This is a genomic window from Flagellimonas sp. 2504JD4-2 (genome assembly GCF_053642935.1).
The window spans coordinates 578,060-601,014 of the sequence record NZ_JBSIOV010000001.1; the positions used below are offsets into that span (position 1 = coordinate 578,060).

Here is a 22,955-nt window from a genome sequence, read left to right on the forward strand (position 1 = left end):
ACCGGCCCCTGGTGTTTTAACGACCTTAACCTAAAATGCGCTGGAGTTTTCCAACGCAATTAAAATGTATGCTGGTAAAACCAACAAACGTATCATTTAAATAATTGTAGCCACATGTATGTAGTAAAAAGAGACGGAAGAAAAGAGCTGATCATGTTCGATAAGATCACGGCCAGAGTAAGAAAATTGTGTTATGGTCTAAACGGATTGGTAGACCCACTAAAAGTTGCTATGCGGGTCATAGAAGGACTTTATGATGGTGTTACCACATCCGAATTGGATAATTTGGCAGCTGAGATTGCCGCCACCATGACGACTACGCATCCTGATTATGCAAAATTAGCGGCTCGTATCTCAGTTTCCAACTTACACAAAAACACTAAAAAATCCTTCTCGGAGACCATGAAGGATTTGTATGAGTACGTTAATCCAAGAACTGGTAAAAAAGCACCTCTACTATCAGATGAAGTCTACAAGGTAATCGAAGAGAACGCTGAAAAATTGGATTCTACCATTATTTATAACCGCGATTTTGGCTACGATTATTTCGGTTTTAAAACTTTGGAACGTTCTTACTTATTAAAATTGAACGGAAATATAGCAGAACGTCCACAACATATGTTGATGCGTGTTGCTGTTGGGATTCATTTAAACGATTTAGATGCTGCGATTGAAACGTATGAGTTGATGTCTAAAAAGTACTTTACTCATGCAACACCTACCTTGTTCAATTCCGGTACACCTAAACCGCAAATGTCCTCTTGCTTCCTATTGGCAATGAAAGATGATAGCATTGATGGTATTTACGATACATTGAAGCAAACAGCAAAAATTTCACAATCAGCGGGAGGTATAGGTCTTTCCATCCACAATGTGAGAGCTACAGGATCATATATAGCGGGCACCAATGGAACTTCTAACGGAATAGTTCCAATGCTTCAGGTATTTAATGATACGGCCAGATATGTGGATCAAGGTGGTGGAAAGCGCAAAGGAAGTTTCGCAATCTATATGGAGCCATGGCATGCCGATATCTATGAATTCTTGGATTTGAAAAAGAATCATGGGAAAGAAGAAATGCGCGCACGGGATTTATTCTACGCCATGTGGATCTCAGACCTTTTCATGAAAAGAGTAGAAGCAAATGAGGAATGGACATTAATGTGTCCTAATGAATGTCCAGGGCTTTTCACAAATCATAGTGAAGAGTTTGAAAAGTTATACTTAAAATACGAAGCTGAAGGTAAAGGTCGTAAAACGGTAAGAGCTCGCGAACTTTGGGAAAAAATATTAGAATCTCAGATTGAAACGGGAACACCTTATATGTTGTACAAAGATGCTGCGAACCGTAAAAGCAACCAGAAGAACTTAGGAACTATCCGTTCATCTAACTTATGTACCGAGATTTTGGAGTATACCTCTCCAGATGAGGTGGCCGTATGTAATTTAGCGTCCATCGCACTGCCTATGTTTATAAAAAATGGGGAGTTTGATCATAAAGAACTCTTTAAGGTTACAAAAAGAGTGACCAAAAATTTGAATAAAGTAATAGATAGAAACTACTACCCAGTTAAAGAAGCTGAAAATTCTAATATGCGTCATAGACCCATTGGTCTTGGAGTGCAGGGCTTAGCTGATGCTTTTATCATGTTGCGTTTGCCATTTACAAGTGATGAAGCCAAAAAACTAAATCAAGAGATATTTGAAACCCTATATTTTGCGGCAGTAACCGCTTCTATGGAGCAAGCAAAAGAAGAAGGGCCATACTCATCTTATAAAGGCTCTCCTATTGAACAGGGAGAGTTTCAGCACAACCTTTGGGGCATTAAGGACGAAGAACTTTCTGGACGTTGGGATTGGGCTAAATTGAGAAAAGAAGTAAAGAAAAACGGTGTTCGCAACTCTTTGCTAGTGGCACCAATGCCAACAGCATCTACTTCTCAGATACTTGGGAATAATGAATGTTTTGAGCCGTATACCTCTAATATTTACACTCGTCGAGTGCTTTCAGGCGAATTTATTGTGGTAAATAAGCACCTGCTAGAAGACTTGGTAAGTTTAGGCCTTTGGAACGAAAACATGAAGCAGGAATTGATGCGAGCCAACGGATCTATTCAACATATAGAAACTATTCCTCAAGACATTAGAGATCTGTACAAGACGGTTTGGGAGCTTAGCATGAAAGATATCATTGATATGAGCAGACAAAGAGGATATTTCATTGATCAGAGCCAATCTTTGAACTTGTTCATGGAAAATGCAAATTATTCCAAATTAACCTCTATGCACTTTTATGCATGGAAGAGCGGACTTAAAACAGGAATGTATTACCTAAGAACCAAGGCGGCTGTGGATGCCATAAAATTCACTTTGGACAATACCAAGAAGAAAGAAGTTCCCATTAGCGTAGCAGCGGAAGCGGAAGTTGTGGCGGCGACACCAAAAGCTGCTGAAGAACTAAAGGTGGAAGCCACATCGGTAAGTCAACAAGAGGTGGATATACAGCCGATGACTCCTGAAGAAATGAAAGAGATGATCGCACGGGCCAAAGAAGGCCAAGCGGATGATGATTGCTTAATGTGCGGATCATAGTGATAGTGTTTATTTGATAAAGCACCTTGAGAAAGCTCACCCCACATCGGGCCGAACCAAGGTGTTTTCATTTATCAATAAAAATGGACGTACCTGTAAATTAGATTAGCTACGGAATTTTAACCCAAATAAAAAACCCCATTGCATGCAATGGGGTTTTTTATTTTAATGTTTTAAAAACTATAGAGACCAAGCTCTGCCTTGGGTTAACTCATCAACATCGCCACAGCCAATATACTCGCCCGGTATGGGTAAATAAGCCAATACCTCTTCTCCAATATACTCAGACGATTTATAGGCCCAAATAGCGGTTCCCCTAACACTGTTGGCGAACGTAAAGCAGGCTACTTCATCATCAAGTTCAGCGGTTTCACCACTTTCCATAGCTACAAAATAGGCTTCCATGATTTTCTCATGTTCCTCTTCTTGTTCAGGTGTCCTTTTCTTCAAATAAGTCGCGAATACAGGTTCTAGATCTTCGGCATCAACATCTTCCAAGCTTTCTTTACCAGAGCCGGTTAAAACTTTATTGGTGAATTTTTCCATGGTCAATTTCATCAAACCTTGTTGCTCTTCTGGCAGTACCTCATGGGCAAATTGATCAAGGAACATGTGCACGTTGAGTTCACTTGCCGAAGGAGTATCCGTTTTTGGTAAAAGGATGTCAACTAACGAATGAACAACGGAGCCTTGCTCCTTGCTGAAGAAACTCGGTGTCCAATCCAATGCCTTTTTGGTTTGACAACTTTGGACTATGCTTAGTAAGGTTGGGGTAGCAGCGGCATAACCGAAAACCATCCCCATATTTTTAAGTGCTGCTCTTCTTTCCATTATATATTTCCTTTTTTAAGTTCTTGGGCCGCATGGTTTGCCGCCCTTGCAGTAAATGCCATGTAAGTTAAAGATGGATTGACGCATGCTGCAGAAGTCATAAAAGATCCATCGGTAACATATACATTTTTACATGCATGTACTTGATTATATCCATTCAGTACCGAAGTTTTAGGGTCTCTACCCATCCTTGCAGTTCCCATTTCGTGGATTCCCAAACCAATTGCACCTGGGTCATCAAAAGATTCGATATCCCGCAAACCGGCTTTCTCCAACATCTCCACAGCTTGGCTTAACATGTCTTCCCGCATTTTCAACTCATTATCCTTGAGTTCGGCATCGAAGGTAACCGTTGGAAGTCCCCATTGGTCCTTTTTGTCATAATCAAGGGTCATTCTATTGTCCTCATAGGGAAGAATTTCTCCAAATCCGCCCATTCCAAAAGTCCAACCTCCTGGCTTCAAAATGGCATCTTTAAGTTCTTTACCGTGGGATACTTCAGCAATAATATCTTCCCAATTGCCTCTTTGTGCACCTCCTTGGTAGCCATATCCTCTTAAGAATTTATCGGTGTTGGAACTGCCGCCGAGGTTTCTGAACCTTGGAATGTAAATCCCGTTGGGCTTTCTTCCTTTATAATACTTGTCCTCAAAACCATCGAATTTTCCTGAAGCCCCCACACGCAAATGGTGATCCATGATGTTTCTTCCCAACTGATCGGAATCATTTCCAAGACCGTTAGGGAAACGATCGGATTTGGACTGCATCAGTATGGAAGTGGACGCAATGGCAGAAGCACATAGGAAAATCACTTTGGCTTTGAACACTTGCTCCTCTTTGGTAACACGGTCAATGATTTTAACTCCTGAAGCCTTTTTCGTATCTGCATCATAAATAACCTCATGAACAATGGAATCAGGTCTTAGGGTCATGTTACCAGTGCGCTCTGCAGCAGGTAAGGTAGAGGAAACACTGCTAAAATAAGCTCCAAAAGGACAACCTCTAATACAACGGTTTCTATATTGGCAACGAACTCTTCCATCACCTTCGAACTTTTTGTCACTATTGATATGCGCCACTCGCCCTGCGGTGATTACGCGTCCATCGAAGTGTTCCGAAACTTTGTCCCGCACATGTTGTTCCACACAGTTGAGCTCCATCATGGGCTCAAACTGTCCATCGGGAAGTTGTGGAAGGCCCAAAAGTTCTCCGGCAACCCCAATATAGGATTCCACCTTATCGTACCAAGGTGCAATATCTTTGTAACGAACGGGCCAATCAACAGCGATACCATCATTTTTGTTGGCTTCAAAATCAATATCGCTCCAACGGTAACTGTGACGTCCCCACATAATGGAACGACCACCTACATGATAACCTCGCATCCAATCAAAACGCTTGGTTTCATTGTAAGGATGTTCTAAATCGTTAACAAACCAATGTTTGGATGCCGCTTTGGTCGTATAGCCGGTTCGGTTTTGTTTTTCTTGTTTTTTTAGGTCTTCTTGGGTAGGTTGTCCATTGTTCGGGAAGTCCCAGGGATCCATATTTGCTGTGGGGTAGTCTTCCCGGTGCTTGACCATCGGACCACGCTCGAGCACCAAAGTCTTCAGCCCATGTTCACAAAGTTCCTTGGCAGCCCAACCACCGCTGATGCCTGTTCCGACAACAATTGCATCATACGATTCCTGTTCTTCGTTGTAATAGAATTTGCTCATTTATTATTGATTGTTTATTTTCTAAATGTATTAAATATTAAATTAATTTTCTACATTTAAACCCCTTGTTTATTGGGAAATTAACACTATAACGTTGTAGTAAATCCTAATCTTTTAATAATCAGCATTACGAAATAAACAATCATGAAAAGAAGAAAATTTGTAGCCAATTCTGCAAAGGTTGGTTTAGCCATTACCGCATTAGGTGGGTATGCTTGTAAACAAGCAAAAAAAGAACCAGAAAAAGAAGTTGTAGAGGTTTCTGAAGAAGAGACTATGGCTCCATTTTTTAAATTGTCGTTAGCGCAATGGTCCATGCATAGGATGATAAGAAATGAGGGTGTTGACCCGTATACTTTTGCAGAAAGGGCAAAGGCTTGGGGATTCACCGGACTGGAATATGTAAGCGGACTTTATTATCCAGAATTGGAAAAGGACAATTTTTCCGAAGCTGCAATGAAGGCATTTGTTGACAAGAGTAATGCAGAGGCTGAAAAGCACGGCATGAAAAATTTACTTATTATGATCGATGGTCAGGGAGACTTAGCGACACCTGATGCCGAAGAACGTAAAAAAGCTGTGGAAAACCATCATAAATGGGTAGATGCAGCTGCGGCCATGGGATGCCATACCATTAGGGTGAATTTAAGCGGAGCGGATGATGCTGAAGAATGGACAAGTGCTTCGATTGATGGTCTAACACAATTGGCTACCTATGCCAAACCGAAAAATATCAACATTACGGTTGAAAACCATGGTGGGTTTTCTTCAAATGGCGAAATGTTAGCCAATGTAATGAAGCAAGTAAATATGGATAATTGCGGAACACTTCCTGATTTTGGAAACTTCTGTATGAAATGGGCAGAATGGCCTGCTTGCGACGACTGGTATGACCGCTATAAGGGGATGAAAGAGTTAATGCCCTATGCGAAGGCAGTAAGTGCTAAATCACACGATTTTGATGAGGAAGGCAATGAAATCCATTCGGATTATGTAAAAATGTTAAAGATTGTAAAGGACGCCGGATATACTGGATATATCGGTGTTGAATATGAAGGAAGTGGTAAAGGTGAGGAAGAAGGTATTATAGCAACAAGAGATTTGCTGATTAAGGCCGGGAAGCAAGTATAGACTCGGCTTTCTTAAGTTCATTATATGCAGGCATTATTTAACCAACTATTTGATTACAATTTTTATTGTAACAAAAAGCTCATTGAGCAATGTTCGAGTATGGAAAAGGTTCCTCAAAAGTGTGTCAAACTTTTTGGACACATATTGAATGCCCACCATATTTGGAACCATCGAATTGTTGGGAAACCTGCAGAATTTGGTGTTTGGCAAGAACATCCGGTTGAAAGTTGGGGCGATATTCATTATGAGAACCAGCGAACCACCTTTGAGATTATCACAAATGCAGATGACTTCAGTCAAAGAATAGATTATGAGAATAGCGAGGGGCGGATGTTTGCCAACGAACTTAAGGATATACTTTTTCACATTATTAACCATTCAACCCATCATAGAGGACAGATTTTAATGGACAATAGATCCAATGGAATCGAACCAGAACCTTTAGACTACATTTTTTATAAAAGATAAACCCCCCTTTCATGATTTCAAAAGTTAAGTTCCAGCTGTCGTTAATGATGTTTTTAGAGTTTTTCATATGGGGCGGTTGGTTTGTGACCTTAGGGATTTATTTGCCCAACACCCTTAAGGCCAGTGGTGGTGAAATAGCGTTAGCTTATTCAACACAATCATGGGGAGCTATAATAGCACCTTTTATTATTGGGTTGATTGCCGATCGGTTTTTTAATGCTGAACGTATTTTGGGAATCTTGCATTTGGTTGGTGCCTTTTTAATGTACCAAATGGCAAATGCTACCGATTTTGGTATTTTCTATCCCTATGTTTTGGGATATATGATCATCTATATGCCAACTTTGGCCTTGGTGAATTCTGTTTCATTTAACCAAATGACCGATCCAGCCAAGGAATTTTCATTTGTCAGGGTTTTTGGTACCATAGGATGGATTATCGCAGGACTCACTATTAGTTTTGTGGGATGGGATAGTGAAGCAGGCGTGCAAGAAGGACTTTTGAGAAATACATTTTTGATGGTATCCGTAGCTTCGGCTGTTCTAGGTCTTTTCAGTTTTACGCTACCTAAGACTCCCCCGCAGGTTGCAAAGGGTGAAAAAATTACGCTTTCCGATATTTTGGGATTGGAAGCACTTAAGCTTTTGAAGGACCGTAACTTTTTAATCTTCTTTTTGGCTTCTGTTTTGATATGCATTCCGCTGGCTTTTTATTATCAACATGCGGGTCAATTTTTAGGTGAAATTGGCGTTTCAAACCCTGCTGGAAAAATGACCATTGGACAGGCTTCAGAGGTACTTTTTATGCTGTTGCTTCCGTATTTTTTCAAAAAGTTTGGATTTAAAAAAACCATATTGGCCGGAATGCTGGCATGGACAATTAGGTACCTGTTGTTTGCTTATGGTAACGCCGGGGAAATGGCTTTCATGCTGTTGGTAGGAATTGCATTGCATGGTATCTGCTACGACTTTTTCTTTGTATCTGGTCAAATCTATACGGATTCAAAAGCTGGAGAAAAGTATAAAAGTGCGGCACAAGGATTGATTACCCTGGCGACCTATGGAGTAGGGATGCTAATTGGCTTTTGGGTAGCTGGAAAGATAACCGACATGTATCTGATTTCAGAAAACGCTCATGATTGGGGCAGTGTATGGATAATTCCTGCAATTTTTGCCCTAGTTGTCTTCCTACTTTTCGCTCTGTTCTTTAAAAAAGAAAAAGTGGAATACAAATCTTAAATAACAACCAAATAAATTAATAATGGACAACATTAACAAGAATAGGCTTTTCCTAGCCTCATGTGTATCACTAATCGTAACTGCCATGACATTTGCCCTTAGGGCTGGAATCATGGGGGAGCTAAACGTTGAATTTGGCTTCAATGACACCCAATTGGGATGGATGAATTCCATGGCATTTTATGGCTTTCCAGTATCCATGATCATAGGAGGGCTTATCTACCCAAAAATTGGTCCCAAACCCATCCTTTGGGTTGCGTTCATATGTCACTTACTGGGATTAATACTGACAATAACGTCGAAAAGTTTTATACCGCTACTCGTATCAACCTTCTTTATTGGGTTAGCCAATGGAGCGGTAGAAGCAGCTTGTAATCCGCTTATTGCCGATATGTATACTACCAACAGAACTACCATGCTGAACAAGTTCCACGTTTGGTTTCCTGGAGGTATCGTAATTGGAGCCTTGCTAGGAGAGCTTATGGGTAATATGGGTCTATCATGGCAAATCCAAATAGCCATAATGATTGTTCCTACATTGATCTATGGCTACCTCATTCTAGGGCAGAAGTTTCCAAAGGCTGAAAATATCGAAGCCAACATAGGTCGGAATGTAAAATCCATGTTTACCCCCTTGTTTATTTTTATGCTTATCTGCATGGGATTGACGGCAACCACCGAGTTGGGTACAGGACAATTTATTGAAAGACTCCTGGGACAAGCGGGTGCTCCACCTCTTATTATTTTGGCAATTGTAACTGGATTGATGGCGGTAGGAAGGTATTTTGCCGGGCCAATTGTCCACAAGTTCAATCCTATTGGGGTACTATTCGGATCTGCTATCATTGCTTCCCTTGCCTTGTTTTTGCTATCCAGCGCAACAGGTGCAATGGTTTATGTAGCCGCCATTTTATTTTCAGTGGGAGTCATGTACTTCTGGCCAACGATGATAGGATTCGTAAGTGAGTACAATTATAAAACCGGAGCATTGGGGATGTCAATAATTGGAGGATTCGGAATGTTGATCACGGGAATATCCTTGCCAAAAATTGGGCAGATGTTAGATGATCAAAGAACCCAAGCTTTGGAATCAGGAGTATCTGCTGAAGCGGCAGATCTAGTTGCTGGGCAGGCAACCCTAGGAAATATAATGTGGCTTCCTGTCATCCTGATTGGACTTTTCGGAATATTGTTTCTAATGCGTAAAAAACTGGAAGAACAAAGATTGAAACAAGAACACTAAATCATAAATATAATATCAATGCCAAAAAAAATTAAACTTGGAATTATTGGAGGAGGAGGAGATTCCCTCATTGGGGTGTTGCACAGAGTAGCCTCGTTTATTAATGATAATTACGAAATAGTTGGAGCAGTATTCAATCCTGATTTTGAACAGAATCTTGCATTTGCCAAAGAGATTGATGTTCCGACCAATAGAATTTATAGGGATTTTGACACCTTGATCGAGGAAGAATTAAAACTTCCGGAAGATGAGCGCATTCAGGTCTGCTCTGTTTTGACGCCGAACTTTTTGCACTTCCCAATGGCCAAAAAGCTATTGGAGAACGGGTTTCATGTCATTTGTGAGAAGCCAATGACCATGAACTATGAGGAAGCCAAAACACTCCAGGAAGTACACGAAAAGTCTGGAAAAGTATTTGTTCTTACCCACACTTATACTGGCTACCCGATGGTACGGCAAATGAGGGAAATGATCAAAGCAGGGGTGTTGGGAAAAATCCATAAGGTGGATGCCAGATATTACCAAGGTTGGATCAATACTGTGATCCATGATAAGGAAAAACGCTCATCGGTTTGGCGATTGGACCCCAAAAAGGCCGGAATAAGCTCCTGTATCGGGGATATTGGAGTGCATGCATCCAATTTGATCGAATATACCACAGGATTGAAGATCAAGTCAGTGTTGTGTGACTTCAACTATCTGTATGATGATAACCTAATGGATGTGGACGGGACTGTGTTGGTTCGAATGGATAAACATGTAAAAGGTGTTGTCCGGGCGAGTCAGGTTGCCACTGGCGAGGAGAATGGATTGGCCATAGCGATTTATGGAGAGAAAGGTGCTTTCAGATGGGAGCAGGAAAAACCTAATTTCCTGTATAAAATGAGTGACACAGAACCATTACAGGTATATAAACCAGGACATGCATACAATTCTGAACTTTCGTTAAATGCCTCCAAGATACCTGCTGGGCATCCAGAAGGAATTTTCGATTCCATGGCCAATATTTACCTAGGAGCAGCCAGGGCTATCCGTGGAGAGGCATATAATGATGGTGAGTTCCCAACCATGCAAGATGGGGTAAGGGGAATGAACTTTATTGAAAGTACAGTTGCTTCCCACAAGCAGGGGAATGTTTGGATTGACCTGGAATAAGGATTCTAAACAGAAAGAATTGATGGCCGCTTTTTGCGGCCATTATCTTTGAAAGACCTTTTCAAACTCCTCAAAGACCACAATCATACTTTCTCTCGGAATCTTATTGAATTCTGAAAGCTCTCGGGTATAATAGTCCCAATGGGTCTTTTGCCAATATTCCAAACTTTTATCACCTTCGCCCTCCAAGCGCGCATGTTCGGAATTGACAGCGAAATAGGGTACCAGTTTTACCGAGGTTGTCCGAATGACGCATTTTGCTTTTCCGGACCAATCCGTGACCACTGCAAAATCTCCGATTTTTGGCATCGGTTCCTTACGGCTCTGGATGCCTAACAAAGAATGCGAAGTGGCACGTTTAACATCTTTGCATACCAAATTGACACAAGTATCTGCGTCTTTTTCATTATCACAGAAGTGAATCACCTTAGGTGCATCTTCCGAAGCAAATTCGAGATGGGCATCTAAAAAATCGCCCCATAGATTTCGTGCTGAAGCATTTTCCATAGTAGGTATTTAAGAAAATTTATGTTGTTTAAATTGATTAATCGCATGATTGGCTGCTCTAGCCGTAAAGGCCATATAGGTCAGTGACGGGTTCACACAACTTGCGGAGGTCATAAAGGCCCCATCGGTCACGTAAACATTGGGTGCGTCATGCACTTGATTATGTTTGTTCAATACTGAAGTTTTTGAATTATGGCCCATGCGTGCGCCTCCCATTTCATGTATGCCTAATCCGGGTCCTGTTTCCCTATCGTATGCATTCACGTTTTTAAAACCTGCAGCTTTTAAAATGGCAACCGCTTCTTCCTTAATGGTCTCGCGCATATTGTATTCGTTTTCCTTGAACTCTACGTCAAAATCCAACTGAGGAATGCCCCATTGGTCTTTTTTGTCATTGCTTAGGGTAACACGATTGTCATGGTAGGGCAGCATTTCACCAAAACCGGTCATTCCAATTTCCCAACCACCCGGTTTCAAAATGGCTTCCTTGAGCGCTTTTCCATAACCCAATTCCGCCACCATCTCGGACCAATTGGATCTACCTGCGCCTCCTTGATATCCAAAACCACGTAAAAAACCAGAACGTTTTGTTTTTTCACCGAGGTTCACAAACCGGGGAATGTAAAATCCATTGGGTCTCCTTCCTTTATAGTATTTGTCCAGATGTCCATCTACTTGGGCAGAAGCTCCTAACTGATAATGATGATCCATTATGTTTCTTCCTACCTCATCGTAATTATTCCCCAGACCATTTGGGAACGTTTTCGATTTGGATTGCAACAAGATTCCAACAGAAGCCATGGCCGATGCACACAAGAATATAATTTTTGATTTAAATTCTATTTCCTCATGGGTCTCTGCATCAATGATTTTTACTCCAGTTGCCTTATTTTGGGTATCATCATAGGCGACCTCGTAAACAATGGAGTTCGGACGCAGCGTCATATTGCCCGTTCGTTCTGCTGCGGGTAGCGTGGACGAGTTGCTACTAAAATAACCGCCAAAAGGACATCCTCGCCAGCATCGATTTCTATATTGACATGGCCCACGGCCTATAAAATCTGTAGTGTTTTTTGTGATATGTGCAGCCCTTCCTATGGTCAAAAGCCGTCCGTCCTCAAAATGGGAGCTTAAGGATTGCTGTAAATCCTTTTCAACACAATTCAACTCCATTGGAGGTAAAAATTGCCCATCAGGGAGCTGCTTCAACCCCAATTTTTGACCACTGACACCTATGTATGATTCAACTTTGTCATACCAAGGGGCAATATCTTTATAGCGAACAGGCCAATCAACGGCAATACCTTCTTTTTTATTGGCTTCGAAATCAATGTCACTCCAACGGTAACTCTGCCGACCCCATGTAAGTGATCGACCGCCGACCTGATAACCCCGTATCCAGTCAAACCGCTTGGTTTCCTGATATGGATGTTCCAGATCGTTTACAAAAAAATGTTTGACATCTTCACGAGGGGCCCATCCGACGCGCAGTTGTTTTAGATATTTTTCTTTTTCGGTTCCTGATAATTCACCCTTCAAGGGATAGTCCCATGGGTCGTCGTTCATGGTTTTATAATCTTCAACATGCTTGACCATAGGACCTCGTTCCAGAACCAAGGTTTTTAACCCGTTTTCACATAACTCCTTAGCGGCCCAACCACCCGTTATCCCAGTCCCAACTACAATAGCATCATAAACAACATTTTCATTCATTATTGTGCTGTTTTAATTGTTGGTGAATCGCTATATTTATGTCTTCCCAGTGGGAAATTGAAAACATCTTAATATTTTTCTTAAATATAGGCGATAAATCCTAAAACCTTAAGGATTTATCAATGCTAAAAAATTGATTTAAATGAAGACAATTAAAGGACCAGCAGTATTTCTTGCTCAATTTATAGATAGCAAAGCTCCATTCAATTCGTTGGATGGATTATGCGAATGGGCATCCGGATTGGGATATAAAGGAATCCAGATCCCGACCTGGGAATCGTTCCTAATAGATTTGGATAAAGCTGCAGAGAGTCAGGATTACTGTGATGAGTTAAAGGGAAAAATCAATTCCTATGGTTTGGAGATTACTGAGCTTTCCACCCATTTACAAGGGCAGTTGGTAGCCGTGCATCCAGCATATGACATTATGTTCGACAATTTTGCGCCGGATGCTGTGAAGAACAATCCCAAAGCACGCACCGAGTGGGCTATTGAGACTGTAAAAAAAGCAGCTACTGCGAGTAGAAGATTGGGAATAAATGCGCACGCTACATTTTCTGGGTCTTTGCTTTGGCATACTGCGCACCCTTGGCCACAAAGACCTCCTGGATTGGTTGAAATGGGATTTGAGGAGTTGGCCAAAAGATGGATGCCGATCCTAAATCATTTTGATAAGGAAGGTGTTGATGTTTGTTATGAAATCCATCCCGGTGAGGATTTACATGATGGTGATACTTTTGAACGCTTTTTGGAAGCAACGGGCAACCACAAAAGAGTAAATATTTTATATGATCCAAGCCATTTTGTGCTGCAGCAACTGGATTATATTACTTATATAGACCATTACCACGAGTTTATAAAGTCGTTCCATGTAAAAGATTCTGAGTTCAACCCGACAGGTAAAAAGGGTGCGTTTGGAGGATATAATGATTGGGGTGACCGTGCAGGGCGTTATCGCTCACTTGGGGATGGACAGATAGATTTTAAGACCATTTTCTCCAAATTAACACAGTATGGCTGTGATGTTTGGGCGGTAATGGAATGGGAATGTTGCATTAAAAGTCCGGAACAAGGAGCAAGGGAAGGTGCTAAATTTATTCAAGATCACATTATTGAAGCTACTACCAAAACCTTTGATGATTTTGCAGGTTCAGCAACGGATTCTGAAAAACTCAAAAAAATATTGGGATTATGAAATGAGCGCAAATAAAGGTCATCCTTGCCGACTACGGGAATTGAATGGCTTTTTTTGCGATTTACCGAATATGTGGAATTTTTGATTTCTCCATTTTCAACAACCATAAAAATTTAAACAGATGAAAAAGCTAGTACTATTTGCAGCTTTAGCTGCAGCCTTCGCTTGTAAGGACAAACCGAAAGAAGAGCCAAAAGAAGAAATGATTCAGGAGGTGGAAGCACAAACAGATAAACAGGACGATGGTTGGGTTACCTTGTTCGATGGGAATTCTTTTAATGGGTGGCATTTGTACAATGCCGGGGAAATAGATGAACCCTGGAAGTTGGAAGACGGTGCAATGGTGTTTTATCCACCCAAGGACAGAGCTAAAGGAGAATACTATAACATAGTCACGGATAAGGAGTTTACAAATTTTGTACTTTCCTTGGAATGGAAGGTGTCCGAAGGTGGTAACAGCGGTATTTTTTGGGGAGTTTATGAAGGGAGTGAATATGGCCAACCCTATTTGACCGGTCCTGAAATCCAGGTTTTGGATGATGAAAATCACCCTGACGCAAAAAATGGGACTACACATCAGGCCGGGGCACTATATGATATGATAGCTCCTTCAAAGAAGGTAGTCAACCCTGCCGGTGAATGGAACCATGTCGAATTGAGCATAAATCATGATACCAACCAAGGGCATGTGTCGTTAAACGGTGAGAAAATAGTTGAATTTCCCGTACATGGTCCCCAATGGAACGAAATGGTTTCCAAATCCAAGTTCGCTGGATGGGAAGGTTTTGGAGCGTATAAAACTGGAAAGATAGGATTACAGGACCATAGAGATATGGTAGCCTACCGTAATATTAAAATCAAAGAACTTTAAATGTCCAAAAAACTGTTTCTAGCACTACTGAGTGTAAGTGCCCTAGCTTATAGTCAAGAAAAAGAACCAACCAACCCTGAAGCAACTGAAATATACAAACCTGTACCACCACGGGTGATTGCTGGCAAACCCGGGGAGCCACCAAGTGATGCCATTGTACTTTTTGATGGACAGCATTTCGACAATTGGATAAGCAGTAGCGATAGTACCGAGGTCAAATGGCATTTGAACAAGGATGGCAGCATGACGGTGAAGGATAAGACAGGAAATATCCAGACCAAGCAAAATTTTGGGAGCATCCAGCTTCACTTAGAGTGGAAATCTCCAAAGGAAGTGCAACGTTCTGGTCAGAATAGGGCGAATAGTGGCGTGTTTTTGCAACAACGTTATGAAGTCCAAGTTTTGGACAACAATGACAATGACACATATGTTAACGGTCAAGTTGGATCTTTGTACAAGCAGGGGGTGCCTTTGGCGATGGCCTCATCCCCAACAGGCGAATGGAATTCCTATGATATCATTTTTCATGCACCAGAGTTTAGCAGGGGAGGAAATATTGTAAAACCTGCCACAATCACACTATTGCATAACGGGGTCCTCATACAGGATCATTTTGAAATTGAAGGCACAATCGAGTACATCGGATGGCCTAAGTATGAGGCTCATGGTAAGGCACCTTTAATGTTGCAAGATCATCAGGATAACAGTAGGGTCAGCTTCAGGAATATTTGGGTAAGGGAATTGGATTAAGGAAACCAGCACTTAGTTCTAGGCTTTTCAATTCGACTCTCAAACTCCATTTTTGGTTACCTTTGCCAAAATTTAATCATCCCATATGATTCAATCCATGACCGGTTTTGGGAAGCATATCATTCAGCTTCCCTCCAAAAAAATCACCATCGAACTCAAATCGCTGAACAGCAAAAACTTGGATATCAATGCCAGGATTCCACAATTCTATCGAGAGAAGGAATTGGAACTTCGAAAGATGATCGCTGATGTTTTGGTGAGGGGGAAAGTGGACTTTGGACTTTATGTTGAGATTACTGGCGAGGAAACCACCGCAGAGGTAAATCAAGGGGTAGTCAAAAAATACATGCAGCAGTTGGCGAACATAACCGAGGGAGATGATTTAAAACTCCTTGAGTTGGCATTGCGCATGCCCGATACCATGAAAACTGAGAAGGGAGACATCGATGAAACGGAGTATGGCGCTATCAAAGAAGCGATGAAAAAGGCTCTTTCAGAAATCACAATCTTTCGAAATGAGGAGGGCAAAGTTTTGGAAAAAGACTTCATCGGTCGCGTCAAAAAACTGAATGAACTTCTTGATGAGGTGAGAAAGATGGATCCCGAGCGACTGGATACTGTTCGCGAACGATTGGAAAAAGCGGTAGCCGATTTAAAAGTGGAGCTTGATGCAAACCGATTTGAGCAGGAGCTGATCTACTATCTTGAAAAATACGACATCACCGAAGAGAAGGTTCGTTTATCCAATCATTTGGATTACTTTGAAAACACACTGAAATCCGACGATTCCAACGGAAAAAAATTAGGATTCATAGCTCAAGAAATAGGAAGGGAAATCAATACCATTGGTTCCAAAGCAAATTATGCACCTATGCAACAGCTAGTCGTGCAAATGAAGGATGAGTTGGAGAAAATAAAGGAGCAAATGCTTAATGTATTATGAAAAAAGGGGGGAAGCTCATTGTTTTTTCGGCTCCTTCAGGAAGCGGTAAAACCACCATTGTAAAATATCTTTTGGATCAACCAGAGTTGAATCTCGCTTTTTCGGTTTCTGCGACCTCGCGACCGAGAAGAGGCAAAGAAAAAGATGGTGTCAACTATTATTTTATAACCACTTCAGAGTTTAAAAAGCACATAAAGAATGGGGATTTTTTAGAGTGGGAGGAGGTATACCGGGATAATTTCTACGGAACCTTGAAAAGTGAAGTGGAACGACTTTGGGCGGAAGGAAAGAATGTTATTTTTGACATTGACGTGGTCGGTGGCCTTCGTATCAAAAAGAAGTTTCCGGAGGAGACCTTGGCCGTATTCGTTAAACCCCCAAGTGTTGATGAGCTAAAGATCAGACTTAAAAAAAGGAGCACCGAGAGTGAGGACAAGATAAACATGCGAGTCGCCAAAGCGTCGGTTGAACTGGCAACAGCTCCTCAATTTGACAAGATTATTAAAAACTACGATTTGGATGTTGCCCTAAAGGAATCCCATCAATTGGTAGCGGAATTTGTGGGGGCTTCCGATTCAAATTCTGAAGAAGAATAACTAATGAAACAAGTAGGGCTTTACTTTGGGACGTTTAACCCTATTCACATTGGCCACTTGGCGATTGCGAACCACATGGTTGAGTTTTCTGATCTTGACGAGGTTTGGTTTATAATAACCCCACAAAGTCCCTTTAAAACGAAGCAATCGCTTTTAGATAACCACCACAGATATCAAATGGTATTTGAAGCGGTACAGGATTATCCTAAGCTAAAGCCCAGTAGAATCGAATTTGACCTGCCCCAGCCCAATTACACGATTAACACGTTACTGCATTTGGAAGAAGAATATGGAGGCGAACATCAATTTGCGCTGATTATGGGGGAGGACAACTTAAAAAGCTTTCATAAATGGAAGAACTATGAGGTTATCCTGGAGAATTATTCCATTTATGTATATCCTAGGGTCTCGGATGGAAAAGTAGAACGTCGGTTTCAGGATAATCCAAAAATCAACAAGGTTGATGCCCCTATCATGGAAATCTCGTCCACTTTTATCCGTAAAAAACATGGAGAAGGCAAGAACATTAGACCCTTGCTACCAGAATCGGTTTGGAAGTATTTGGACGAGATGAATTTTTACAGGACCTAAAAAAAACGACCCAGAACTCTGGGCCGTTTTGCTTTTAGTTGTCAGTCACTTTCGTAATTTTCTGGTACAGAAGAACCCTTGCTGTAAGTGCCATGGGGTAACCTCTAAGAACTTATGACACATTATTTACTTTCCTTTTCGTCAAGGAACTTAATGTCTCGGGTGTTTTTTTGAACCGCTACGGCAGCAAATAGACTCAGCGCAAAAGACATAGCATAAAAACCCTTTTCGCTAAGGTCTAGATTGGCATTCCAAAGCCCAATGACCAATAATAGTATTGATGCAATGGTAGTAAACCAACTTATACCGTAGTAAGCTTCGGTAACAGGGAGACCCTCCTGCCTGTCCCTTACACTTTTTTGTACCGATACCACTGAGAACAGTCCAAAGAGCAAGAGCGTAAAGTAATACCCTTTTTCATTGAGCCACATGTTGGCATTCCAAAGACCGACACAATAGGATACCATACCGATAAAGAGCGCCGACCATGAGGCAGAGATAAAAGCTGATGTTGGTCGTAGATCAAATTTTTCCTTCTTTTCTTTTTTCTGAAAACGAGTTTCATTTTTTTCATTCAAGGATTGATTGTCCATAATTCAATTTTTTAAAATTAAATACATGGGCAAAGATGTCATGAACATATGCTTGGGTACAAAACAACATTTTTAAAAAACTTATGTATTAATTATGGAAGAAAATAGGTTATCTAATTGTATATTAGAATATTAATTAATTTAAAACTTACGATTAAATGAATACTATTTTAAATATACTTGAAGTTCTGTCTCCTCAAGAGAAGAGTGATTTCACTGGATATTTAAAAAAACGCAACCGCCGTGGTGATGTAAAGAATATCAAATTATTGAATCTCATTGATTCGGGAATGACCAAAGATTTGGATGTATTGGTGTACGGAAAACCCGCCAAAAGGGCGTTTCATGCCCTGTGCAAAAGGCTTCAGGATACTTTGGTCGATTTTGTGGCGAGCAAAAGCTTTGATGAAGAATCTTCCGAAGAGCAAGAAGTATTGAAACTGCTATTGGCCGGAAGAGTGTTTTTTGAGCAGCAATTGTACAAGATTGCTTTCAAGGTGCTCGATAAGGCCGAACGCAAAGCAAAAATTATAGACGGGTATTCTATTTTGAACGAAATCTACCATACCAAGATCCAGTATTCGCATTTGAACAATAACTGGAAGCTTTCACGACTAGTTGAAGACTATGAAAAGAACAAAGCATTGGCCCATCAAGATTTTCAGTTGAACATGGCCTATGCGCGAATCAAGACGGAGCTAAAACAAAATATAGAGATATCAATAAGCGAACTTGTCACAAAGACTTTTTCCGAATTTCATCTAAGGATTAATGAAGACCTTACCTATAAATCGTTGTACCAGTTGATGGCTATTACCGCCACAACAGCACGATTGCAAAATGATTTTTATACGATTGCCCCTATGATGATCGAAGTGTTCAATGTGCTCCAGGGCAAGGGGGCAGTGCCTGAAAAATATACCTATTACTATTTGAGCATGCTTTATTTGATGGCCAGTACCGAATTCAGGAACAAAAACTTTGCTGCTTCAAAGGCATTGATTTTGGAACAAGAAGCTGCTCTGAAGGATAGTCGGAAAGAATACTCGCAAGTGTTCTCTGAAAAACTATTGGTGCTGAAGGCACTGAATGAAGTTTATACGGCAAATGCCCAAGAGGCCATTCGACTTTTATCGCAGGGGTCTAAAAATGACCTGAACAAAATGCTCGTGCTCATCATGTGCTTTTTTCAACAGAGTAAATTTACAGAAGCTTATGATGAACTTAAAGAACTAAACCGATCGGATGATTGGTATGAAAAGAAAATGGGTTGGACATGGGTTGTAAAAAAGAACATTATTGAAATTCTTTTGTTGATAGAGCTGGATAAGCTAGATATCGTGCTTAACCGATTTGATCGATTCAGTAGAAGTTTTAACAAAAGATTGCAATCCATTGGTGAAGAACGGGTATTGGTTTTTATGAAACTGGTCAAGGCTTATTATGAAAACCCTGATGAGGTGGCTTCTGAACGGTTTAAAGAAAGGGTGGAGCATTCTTTTGATTGGCAGGGCAGGGAACAGGAAGACATTTTCGTAATGAGCTTTTATGCCTGGCTGAAAGCGAAAATGGAAAAACAGCCGCTTTACGAAACTACTTTGGATATGGTCACTTTGTAATGGTCAGCCGTTCGAATCCAAGATGTCGGTTCCCAAATACTTGTCGTCCTTGTTGTAGTACCACGCTCTGGTTTTTGGCATTTGAATACCGTTTACTTCTTCCAAGCCCTTTAAAAGAATATATTCCCCATCATTTTTGGATTCGTCATGATAGAATTGATATACTTCCATGGCGTAGGTTTTTGGGTCAAAATAAAAGTACCAAACATCATCCCCCACACCTTCTTCATAATTTATTTTTAAAACCAAGTACTTTTTGCCCTTAAAAGTTCTGGTCTGGACGGTTTCTCCAAGTATGGTGCCCGAATCTTTCAGCTTCATGGGAAGACCGTATAAATAGGTATAGTAATCCTTCATCTTCTTACCAAAATCGCAGGTCAATCGATACTTTTTTTGATCTTCTTCGGAGATTTCTGTAACCCCATTAAGACGTGTAACACAGGTTTCCCGATTAAAAGCATAGGAATAAGCAACACTATCCTGTTCAACCTGAAGGGTAAATTGCCTCTTGGGAATGTTAATATTGATAAGACTTAATCTATCGGACGAATTAGGAGTTTGCATCACTACTTGAAAAGTGTCATCAAAAGAACTCCATTGATTATTAGGGTCGTGGAAAGCAATGGCCCTATCCAACAATTCATCGGGGGTCAATGTCTGTGCAAACACAACATTATAGGAAATCAGTATGGTACAAAGAAGGATCGAGCGCATATGTAAAAATATGAAAATAAAATTCCGGCTTCGAATTTAATGCAAAGCCGGAATTCTAATTTTTGAAACCTTAAGTGTTCCTGCCAAACAGGAAATTTAGATGGTCAATTCAATTAACCTAAGCTGGTTCAACAGGATCTATTCTTGCCGGTTCAATGGAGCTGTCATGCTCAATGTAGTAAAGCTCCAAAAGTTCAAAAACTACTTCTACCAAATCTTTACTTTCCGTCAAGATAGAAAAATATAAGGTAGTATTCTTAGGACTTGACTCCTCGGTGCGTGTTCTGGCAACCTGTCGTTCAATCTTATCAGACATCAACTGGAACAATTCTTCTTTGCCTTGCAAGGTATTTTCGATTTCTTCGAAAGACCTCTTTTCAAAAATTTGCTGGGTATTGGCAAATAGTTTTTCTAATTCCAAATCGAGCTCTTTAAGCTCTTTGATTTGATTGTACTTTAACTTTTTATGGTTATTGTTGACATGTTTAAGACTCACTTTGCCGATATACTCCAATGACTGGGCAATATCGGTTAGATGGGCCAGGGTATTGATGTAAAAATTACTGGCCCCTACGTTGGCCTCGTCAAGGTTTTTGATAAAAAAGAAAAGATGATTTCTTAGATCTTCAATTTCGTCAGAAAGCTTTGTTCCCTGTTTTTTGTTCTTCTTTAAAAGTTCCAAATCTTGTTTTGCCAAACCATTGATGGAATTGGTATAGATTTTATTGGTCCTTTTTAAAACATTGGCAATATTGTTGGCACTCTCTTCAATGACTCCTTGAACCGAACTGCTTTCAGCTCTATTGAGGCTATCCTCGGCCTTTTGTTCCTTAGCTTTTTTGTTATAAGCCGTATAGTTTCTGATCAATAACAAAATGGCTGCAAACAGTAGAATTGCAATTGCGGCGCCTTGACCAAAATTGATTAGTGTCAAAATAGTACCGGCCGATATGAAGGCGATAATTGCAGTGCCAAACCAGCCACCAATCACATTTAGCACGCCAGCCACCCTATATACTGCACTTTCAGCACCCCATGCTCGGTCTGCCAACGAGGTTCCCATTGCTACCATAAAGGTTACATAAGTGGTTGATAGCGGTAATTTATATGAGGTCGCGATAGAAATTAGAATACCTGCAACCATTAAGTTGACCGCGGCTCTAACCATATCAAAGGCCGGTAGTTTATGAACTTTGTCCTGCGATAACGCAATGACTGGTTTTTCAAAGCGCCGGTCCATTTTAGACTTCAAGCCTTTTGGAAGCAAACTATTGAAATATTGCGAGAGATTAGAGGACATCCTGACCAAACCTCTGGAGACAAAGTTGGGCTGGAATCTTTCCTTGGCCTCTCCCTCTCTAGAAAGATTGATTTCTGTATCGGCAACATAGCGTGCTTTCTTTGAAAGCCATAAAGTAACCACCATTACAATTCCTGCAACAAATAATAGAAATGTTGGAGTAGGTACTTTCTTCGCTAATACTTCCATGCTGAATTCTGTTGCTGGGATTCCAGAGGCAACCCAAGCTTCGTAACTCTGCCAAGCAGCAATGGGTACACCAATAAAATTGACTAAATCGTTACCTGCAAAGGCAAGTGCTAGAGCAAAGGTACCCACACCTATAATTACCTTATATATGTTAACTTTAGTAAAATAGATCAGGACATAAGAAATAAGTGACCATAGCACAAAGTTTACAATCACAATAGAAAGTACTTCAGTCTCCAAGAAATCTTTGATTTTCATTCCCCCAAGAATATCAAAAGTCTCTCCAGCATATGGAGTACCTTTTATTCCTTTCATAAGGATGAAGTAAACTATGGAAGATAACGCAGTTCCACCAAAAAGGGCACCTACCCATTTGGCTTTTTTCTCAAAATTATAGGACAACAACAATCTAGATATCCATTGCACAATTGCACCTATGGTAAACGCCACTACAACTGATAGTAAAATCCCGGAAATAATCTGAATTGCTTTAGAAGTGTTTATATAATTGACTACATCTGCAAAATCACCATTCGCTGCTCCAATTTTGAGTAACGACATCGCGACAGCGGCACCTAGCAGTTCAAAAACAATGGACACAGTGGTAGATGTCGGCATTCCTAGCGTATTGAAAAAATCCAAAAGCAGGATATCGGTAATCATTACTGCCATAAAAATGAACATGATCTCTTGAAAATAAAACTCCCCAGGATTAAAAATACCTTTACGGGCGACCTCCATAAGCCCACTGGAAAAAATGGCGCCACATGCTATTCCAACACTGGCAATTATCATTATGGTCTTAAAAGAAATGGCTTTTGAACCGATTGCCGAATTCAAAAAATTTACGGCATCATTACTGACTCCAACCACCAAATCGGCAATGGCCAATGCTGCCAGCGCTATGATCATTAATAGGTAAATATTGTCCATAATCGTATCTAAAAAATAATTGTCAAATGTCTATACTTTACTGATGCTCAATGTTATGTAAAAGT

20 protein-coding genes are annotated in these 22,955 nt (G+C 40.7%); 13 read left to right on the forward strand and 7 right to left on the reverse strand.

Annotated features, from left to right (window positions below; all coding sequences use genetic code 11):
- Window positions 1–114: 114 nt before the first annotated feature.
- The gene (locus tag ACULLH_RS02740) at window positions 115–2,592 is read left to right on the forward strand and encodes a ribonucleoside-diphosphate reductase subunit alpha (RefSeq protein WP_454087195.1); all 2,478 of its coding nucleotides are present in this window, start codon (window positions 115–117) and stop codon (window positions 2,590–2,592) included.
- A 180-nt stretch (window positions 2,593–2,772) separates the two neighbouring features.
- Here the strand turns inward: ACULLH_RS02740 and ACULLH_RS02745 are convergent, their stop codons facing one another.
- Both ACULLH_RS02745 and ACULLH_RS02750 read right to left on the reverse strand, forming a co-directional pair.
- Window positions 2,773–3,423: a gluconate 2-dehydrogenase subunit 3 family protein gene (locus tag ACULLH_RS02745; RefSeq protein WP_454087196.1), complete on the reverse strand. Its 651-nt coding sequence runs from the start codon at window positions 3,421–3,423 to the stop codon at window positions 2,773–2,775.
- Window positions 3,423–5,141, reverse strand: a complete 1,719-nt coding sequence (locus ACULLH_RS02750; RefSeq protein ID WP_454087197.1) for a GMC oxidoreductase — start codon at window positions 5,139–5,141, stop codon at window positions 3,423–3,425. The genes ACULLH_RS02745 and ACULLH_RS02750 overlap by 1 nt, the downstream gene beginning before the upstream one ends.
- A 144-nt stretch (window positions 5,142–5,285) precedes the next feature.
- Here ACULLH_RS02750 and ACULLH_RS02755 point away from each other — a divergent pair, with 144 nt between their 5' ends.
- The 5 genes from ACULLH_RS02755 (at window position 5,286) to ACULLH_RS02775 (ending at window position 10,376) form a co-directional block, all read left to right on the forward strand.
- Complete coding sequence (locus ACULLH_RS02755; protein ID WP_454087198.1) at window positions 5,286–6,272, forward strand: sugar phosphate isomerase/epimerase family protein; 987 nt, start codon at window positions 5,286–5,288, stop codon at window positions 6,270–6,272.
- A gap of 99 nt (window positions 6,273–6,371) precedes the next feature.
- Window positions 6,372–6,740, forward strand: coding sequence for a DinB family protein (locus tag ACULLH_RS02760; protein WP_454087199.1), 369 nt, complete (start codon window positions 6,372–6,374; stop codon window positions 6,738–6,740).
- 11 nt (window positions 6,741–6,751) lie between these two features.
- Complete coding sequence (locus tag ACULLH_RS02765) at window positions 6,752–7,978, forward strand: nucleoside permease (protein WP_454087200.1); 1,227 nt, start codon at window positions 6,752–6,754, stop codon at window positions 7,976–7,978.
- A gap of 22 nt (window positions 7,979–8,000) precedes the next feature.
- Window positions 8,001–9,221, forward strand: coding sequence for an MFS transporter (locus ACULLH_RS02770; RefSeq protein ID WP_454087201.1), 1,221 nt, complete (start codon window positions 8,001–8,003; stop codon window positions 9,219–9,221).
- 18 nt (window positions 9,222–9,239) lie between these two features.
- Window positions 9,240–10,376: a Gfo/Idh/MocA family protein gene (locus ACULLH_RS02775; RefSeq protein ID WP_454087202.1), complete on the forward strand. Its 1,137-nt coding sequence runs from the start codon at window positions 9,240–9,242 to the stop codon at window positions 10,374–10,376.
- Window positions 10,377–10,418: 42 nt separating this feature from the next.
- On the opposite strand, the gene ACULLH_RS02780 is transcribed toward ACULLH_RS02775, so the two are convergent.
- Both ACULLH_RS02780 and ACULLH_RS02785 read right to left on the reverse strand, forming a co-directional pair.
- Window positions 10,419–10,883 carry an ASCH domain-containing protein gene (locus tag ACULLH_RS02780; RefSeq protein ID WP_454087203.1) on the reverse strand — a complete coding sequence of 155 codons (465 nt, stop codon included), beginning with the start codon at window positions 10,881–10,883 and terminating at the stop codon, window positions 10,419–10,421.
- Window positions 10,884–10,892: 9 nt separating this feature from the next.
- Window positions 10,893–12,596 (reverse strand): GMC oxidoreductase, encoded by a 1,704-nt coding sequence (locus ACULLH_RS02785; RefSeq protein WP_454087204.1) that lies wholly within the window; start codon window positions 12,594–12,596, stop codon window positions 10,893–10,895.
- A gap of 142 nt (window positions 12,597–12,738) precedes the next feature.
- Here ACULLH_RS02785 and ACULLH_RS02790 point away from each other — a divergent pair, with 142 nt between their 5' ends.
- From ACULLH_RS02790 to nadD, 6 genes are all read left to right on the forward strand, one after another.
- Window positions 12,739–13,791 (forward strand): sugar phosphate isomerase/epimerase family protein, encoded by a 1,053-nt coding sequence (locus ACULLH_RS02790; protein WP_454087205.1) that lies wholly within the window; start codon window positions 12,739–12,741, stop codon window positions 13,789–13,791.
- Between the two features lie 121 nt (window positions 13,792–13,912).
- The gene (locus tag ACULLH_RS02795; protein WP_454087206.1) at window positions 13,913–14,662 is read left to right on the forward strand and encodes a 3-keto-disaccharide hydrolase; all 750 of its coding nucleotides are present in this window, start codon (window positions 13,913–13,915) and stop codon (window positions 14,660–14,662) included.
- Window positions 14,663–15,412: a 3-keto-disaccharide hydrolase gene (locus tag ACULLH_RS02800; protein ID WP_454087207.1), complete on the forward strand. Its 750-nt coding sequence runs from the start codon at window positions 14,663–14,665 to the stop codon at window positions 15,410–15,412.
- An 85-nt stretch (window positions 15,413–15,497) separates the two neighbouring features.
- Window positions 15,498–16,355: a YicC/YloC family endoribonuclease gene (locus ACULLH_RS02805; protein ID WP_454087208.1), complete on the forward strand. Its 858-nt coding sequence runs from the start codon at window positions 15,498–15,500 to the stop codon at window positions 16,353–16,355.
- Entirely contained in the window at window positions 16,352–16,951 is a 600-nt protein-coding gene (gene gmk / locus ACULLH_RS02810; protein WP_454087209.1) for a guanylate kinase, read from the forward strand. The genes ACULLH_RS02805 and gmk overlap by 4 nt, the downstream gene beginning before the upstream one ends.
- Window positions 16,952–16,954: 3 nt before the next feature.
- Window positions 16,955–17,542 (forward strand): nicotinate (nicotinamide) nucleotide adenylyltransferase, encoded by a 588-nt coding sequence (nadD, locus tag ACULLH_RS02815; protein ID WP_454087210.1) that lies wholly within the window; start codon window positions 16,955–16,957, stop codon window positions 17,540–17,542.
- A gap of 122 nt (window positions 17,543–17,664) precedes the next feature.
- Here the strand turns inward: nadD and yiaA are convergent, their stop codons facing one another.
- Window positions 17,665–18,135, reverse strand: coding sequence for an inner membrane protein YiaA (gene yiaA / locus ACULLH_RS02820; RefSeq protein WP_454087211.1), 471 nt, complete (start codon window positions 18,133–18,135; stop codon window positions 17,665–17,667).
- 158 nt (window positions 18,136–18,293) lie between these two features.
- On the opposite strand from yiaA, the gene ACULLH_RS02825 reads away from it, so the two are divergent.
- Entirely contained in the window at window positions 18,294–19,754 is a 1,461-nt protein-coding gene (locus ACULLH_RS02825) for a hypothetical protein (protein ID WP_454087212.1), read from the forward strand.
- Window positions 19,755–19,757: 3 nt separating this feature from the next.
- Here the strand turns inward: ACULLH_RS02825 and ACULLH_RS02830 are convergent, their stop codons facing one another.
- Together ACULLH_RS02830 and ACULLH_RS02835 are read right to left on the reverse strand one after the other, a co-directional pair.
- Entirely contained in the window at window positions 19,758–20,468 is a 711-nt protein-coding gene (locus tag ACULLH_RS02830; RefSeq protein WP_454087213.1) for a DUF6503 family protein, read from the reverse strand.
- A 118-nt stretch (window positions 20,469–20,586) separates the two neighbouring features.
- Window positions 20,587–22,890, reverse strand: coding sequence for an anion permease (locus ACULLH_RS02835; protein WP_454087214.1), 2,304 nt, complete (start codon window positions 22,888–22,890; stop codon window positions 20,587–20,589).
- Window positions 22,891–22,955 lie beyond the last annotated feature (65 nt).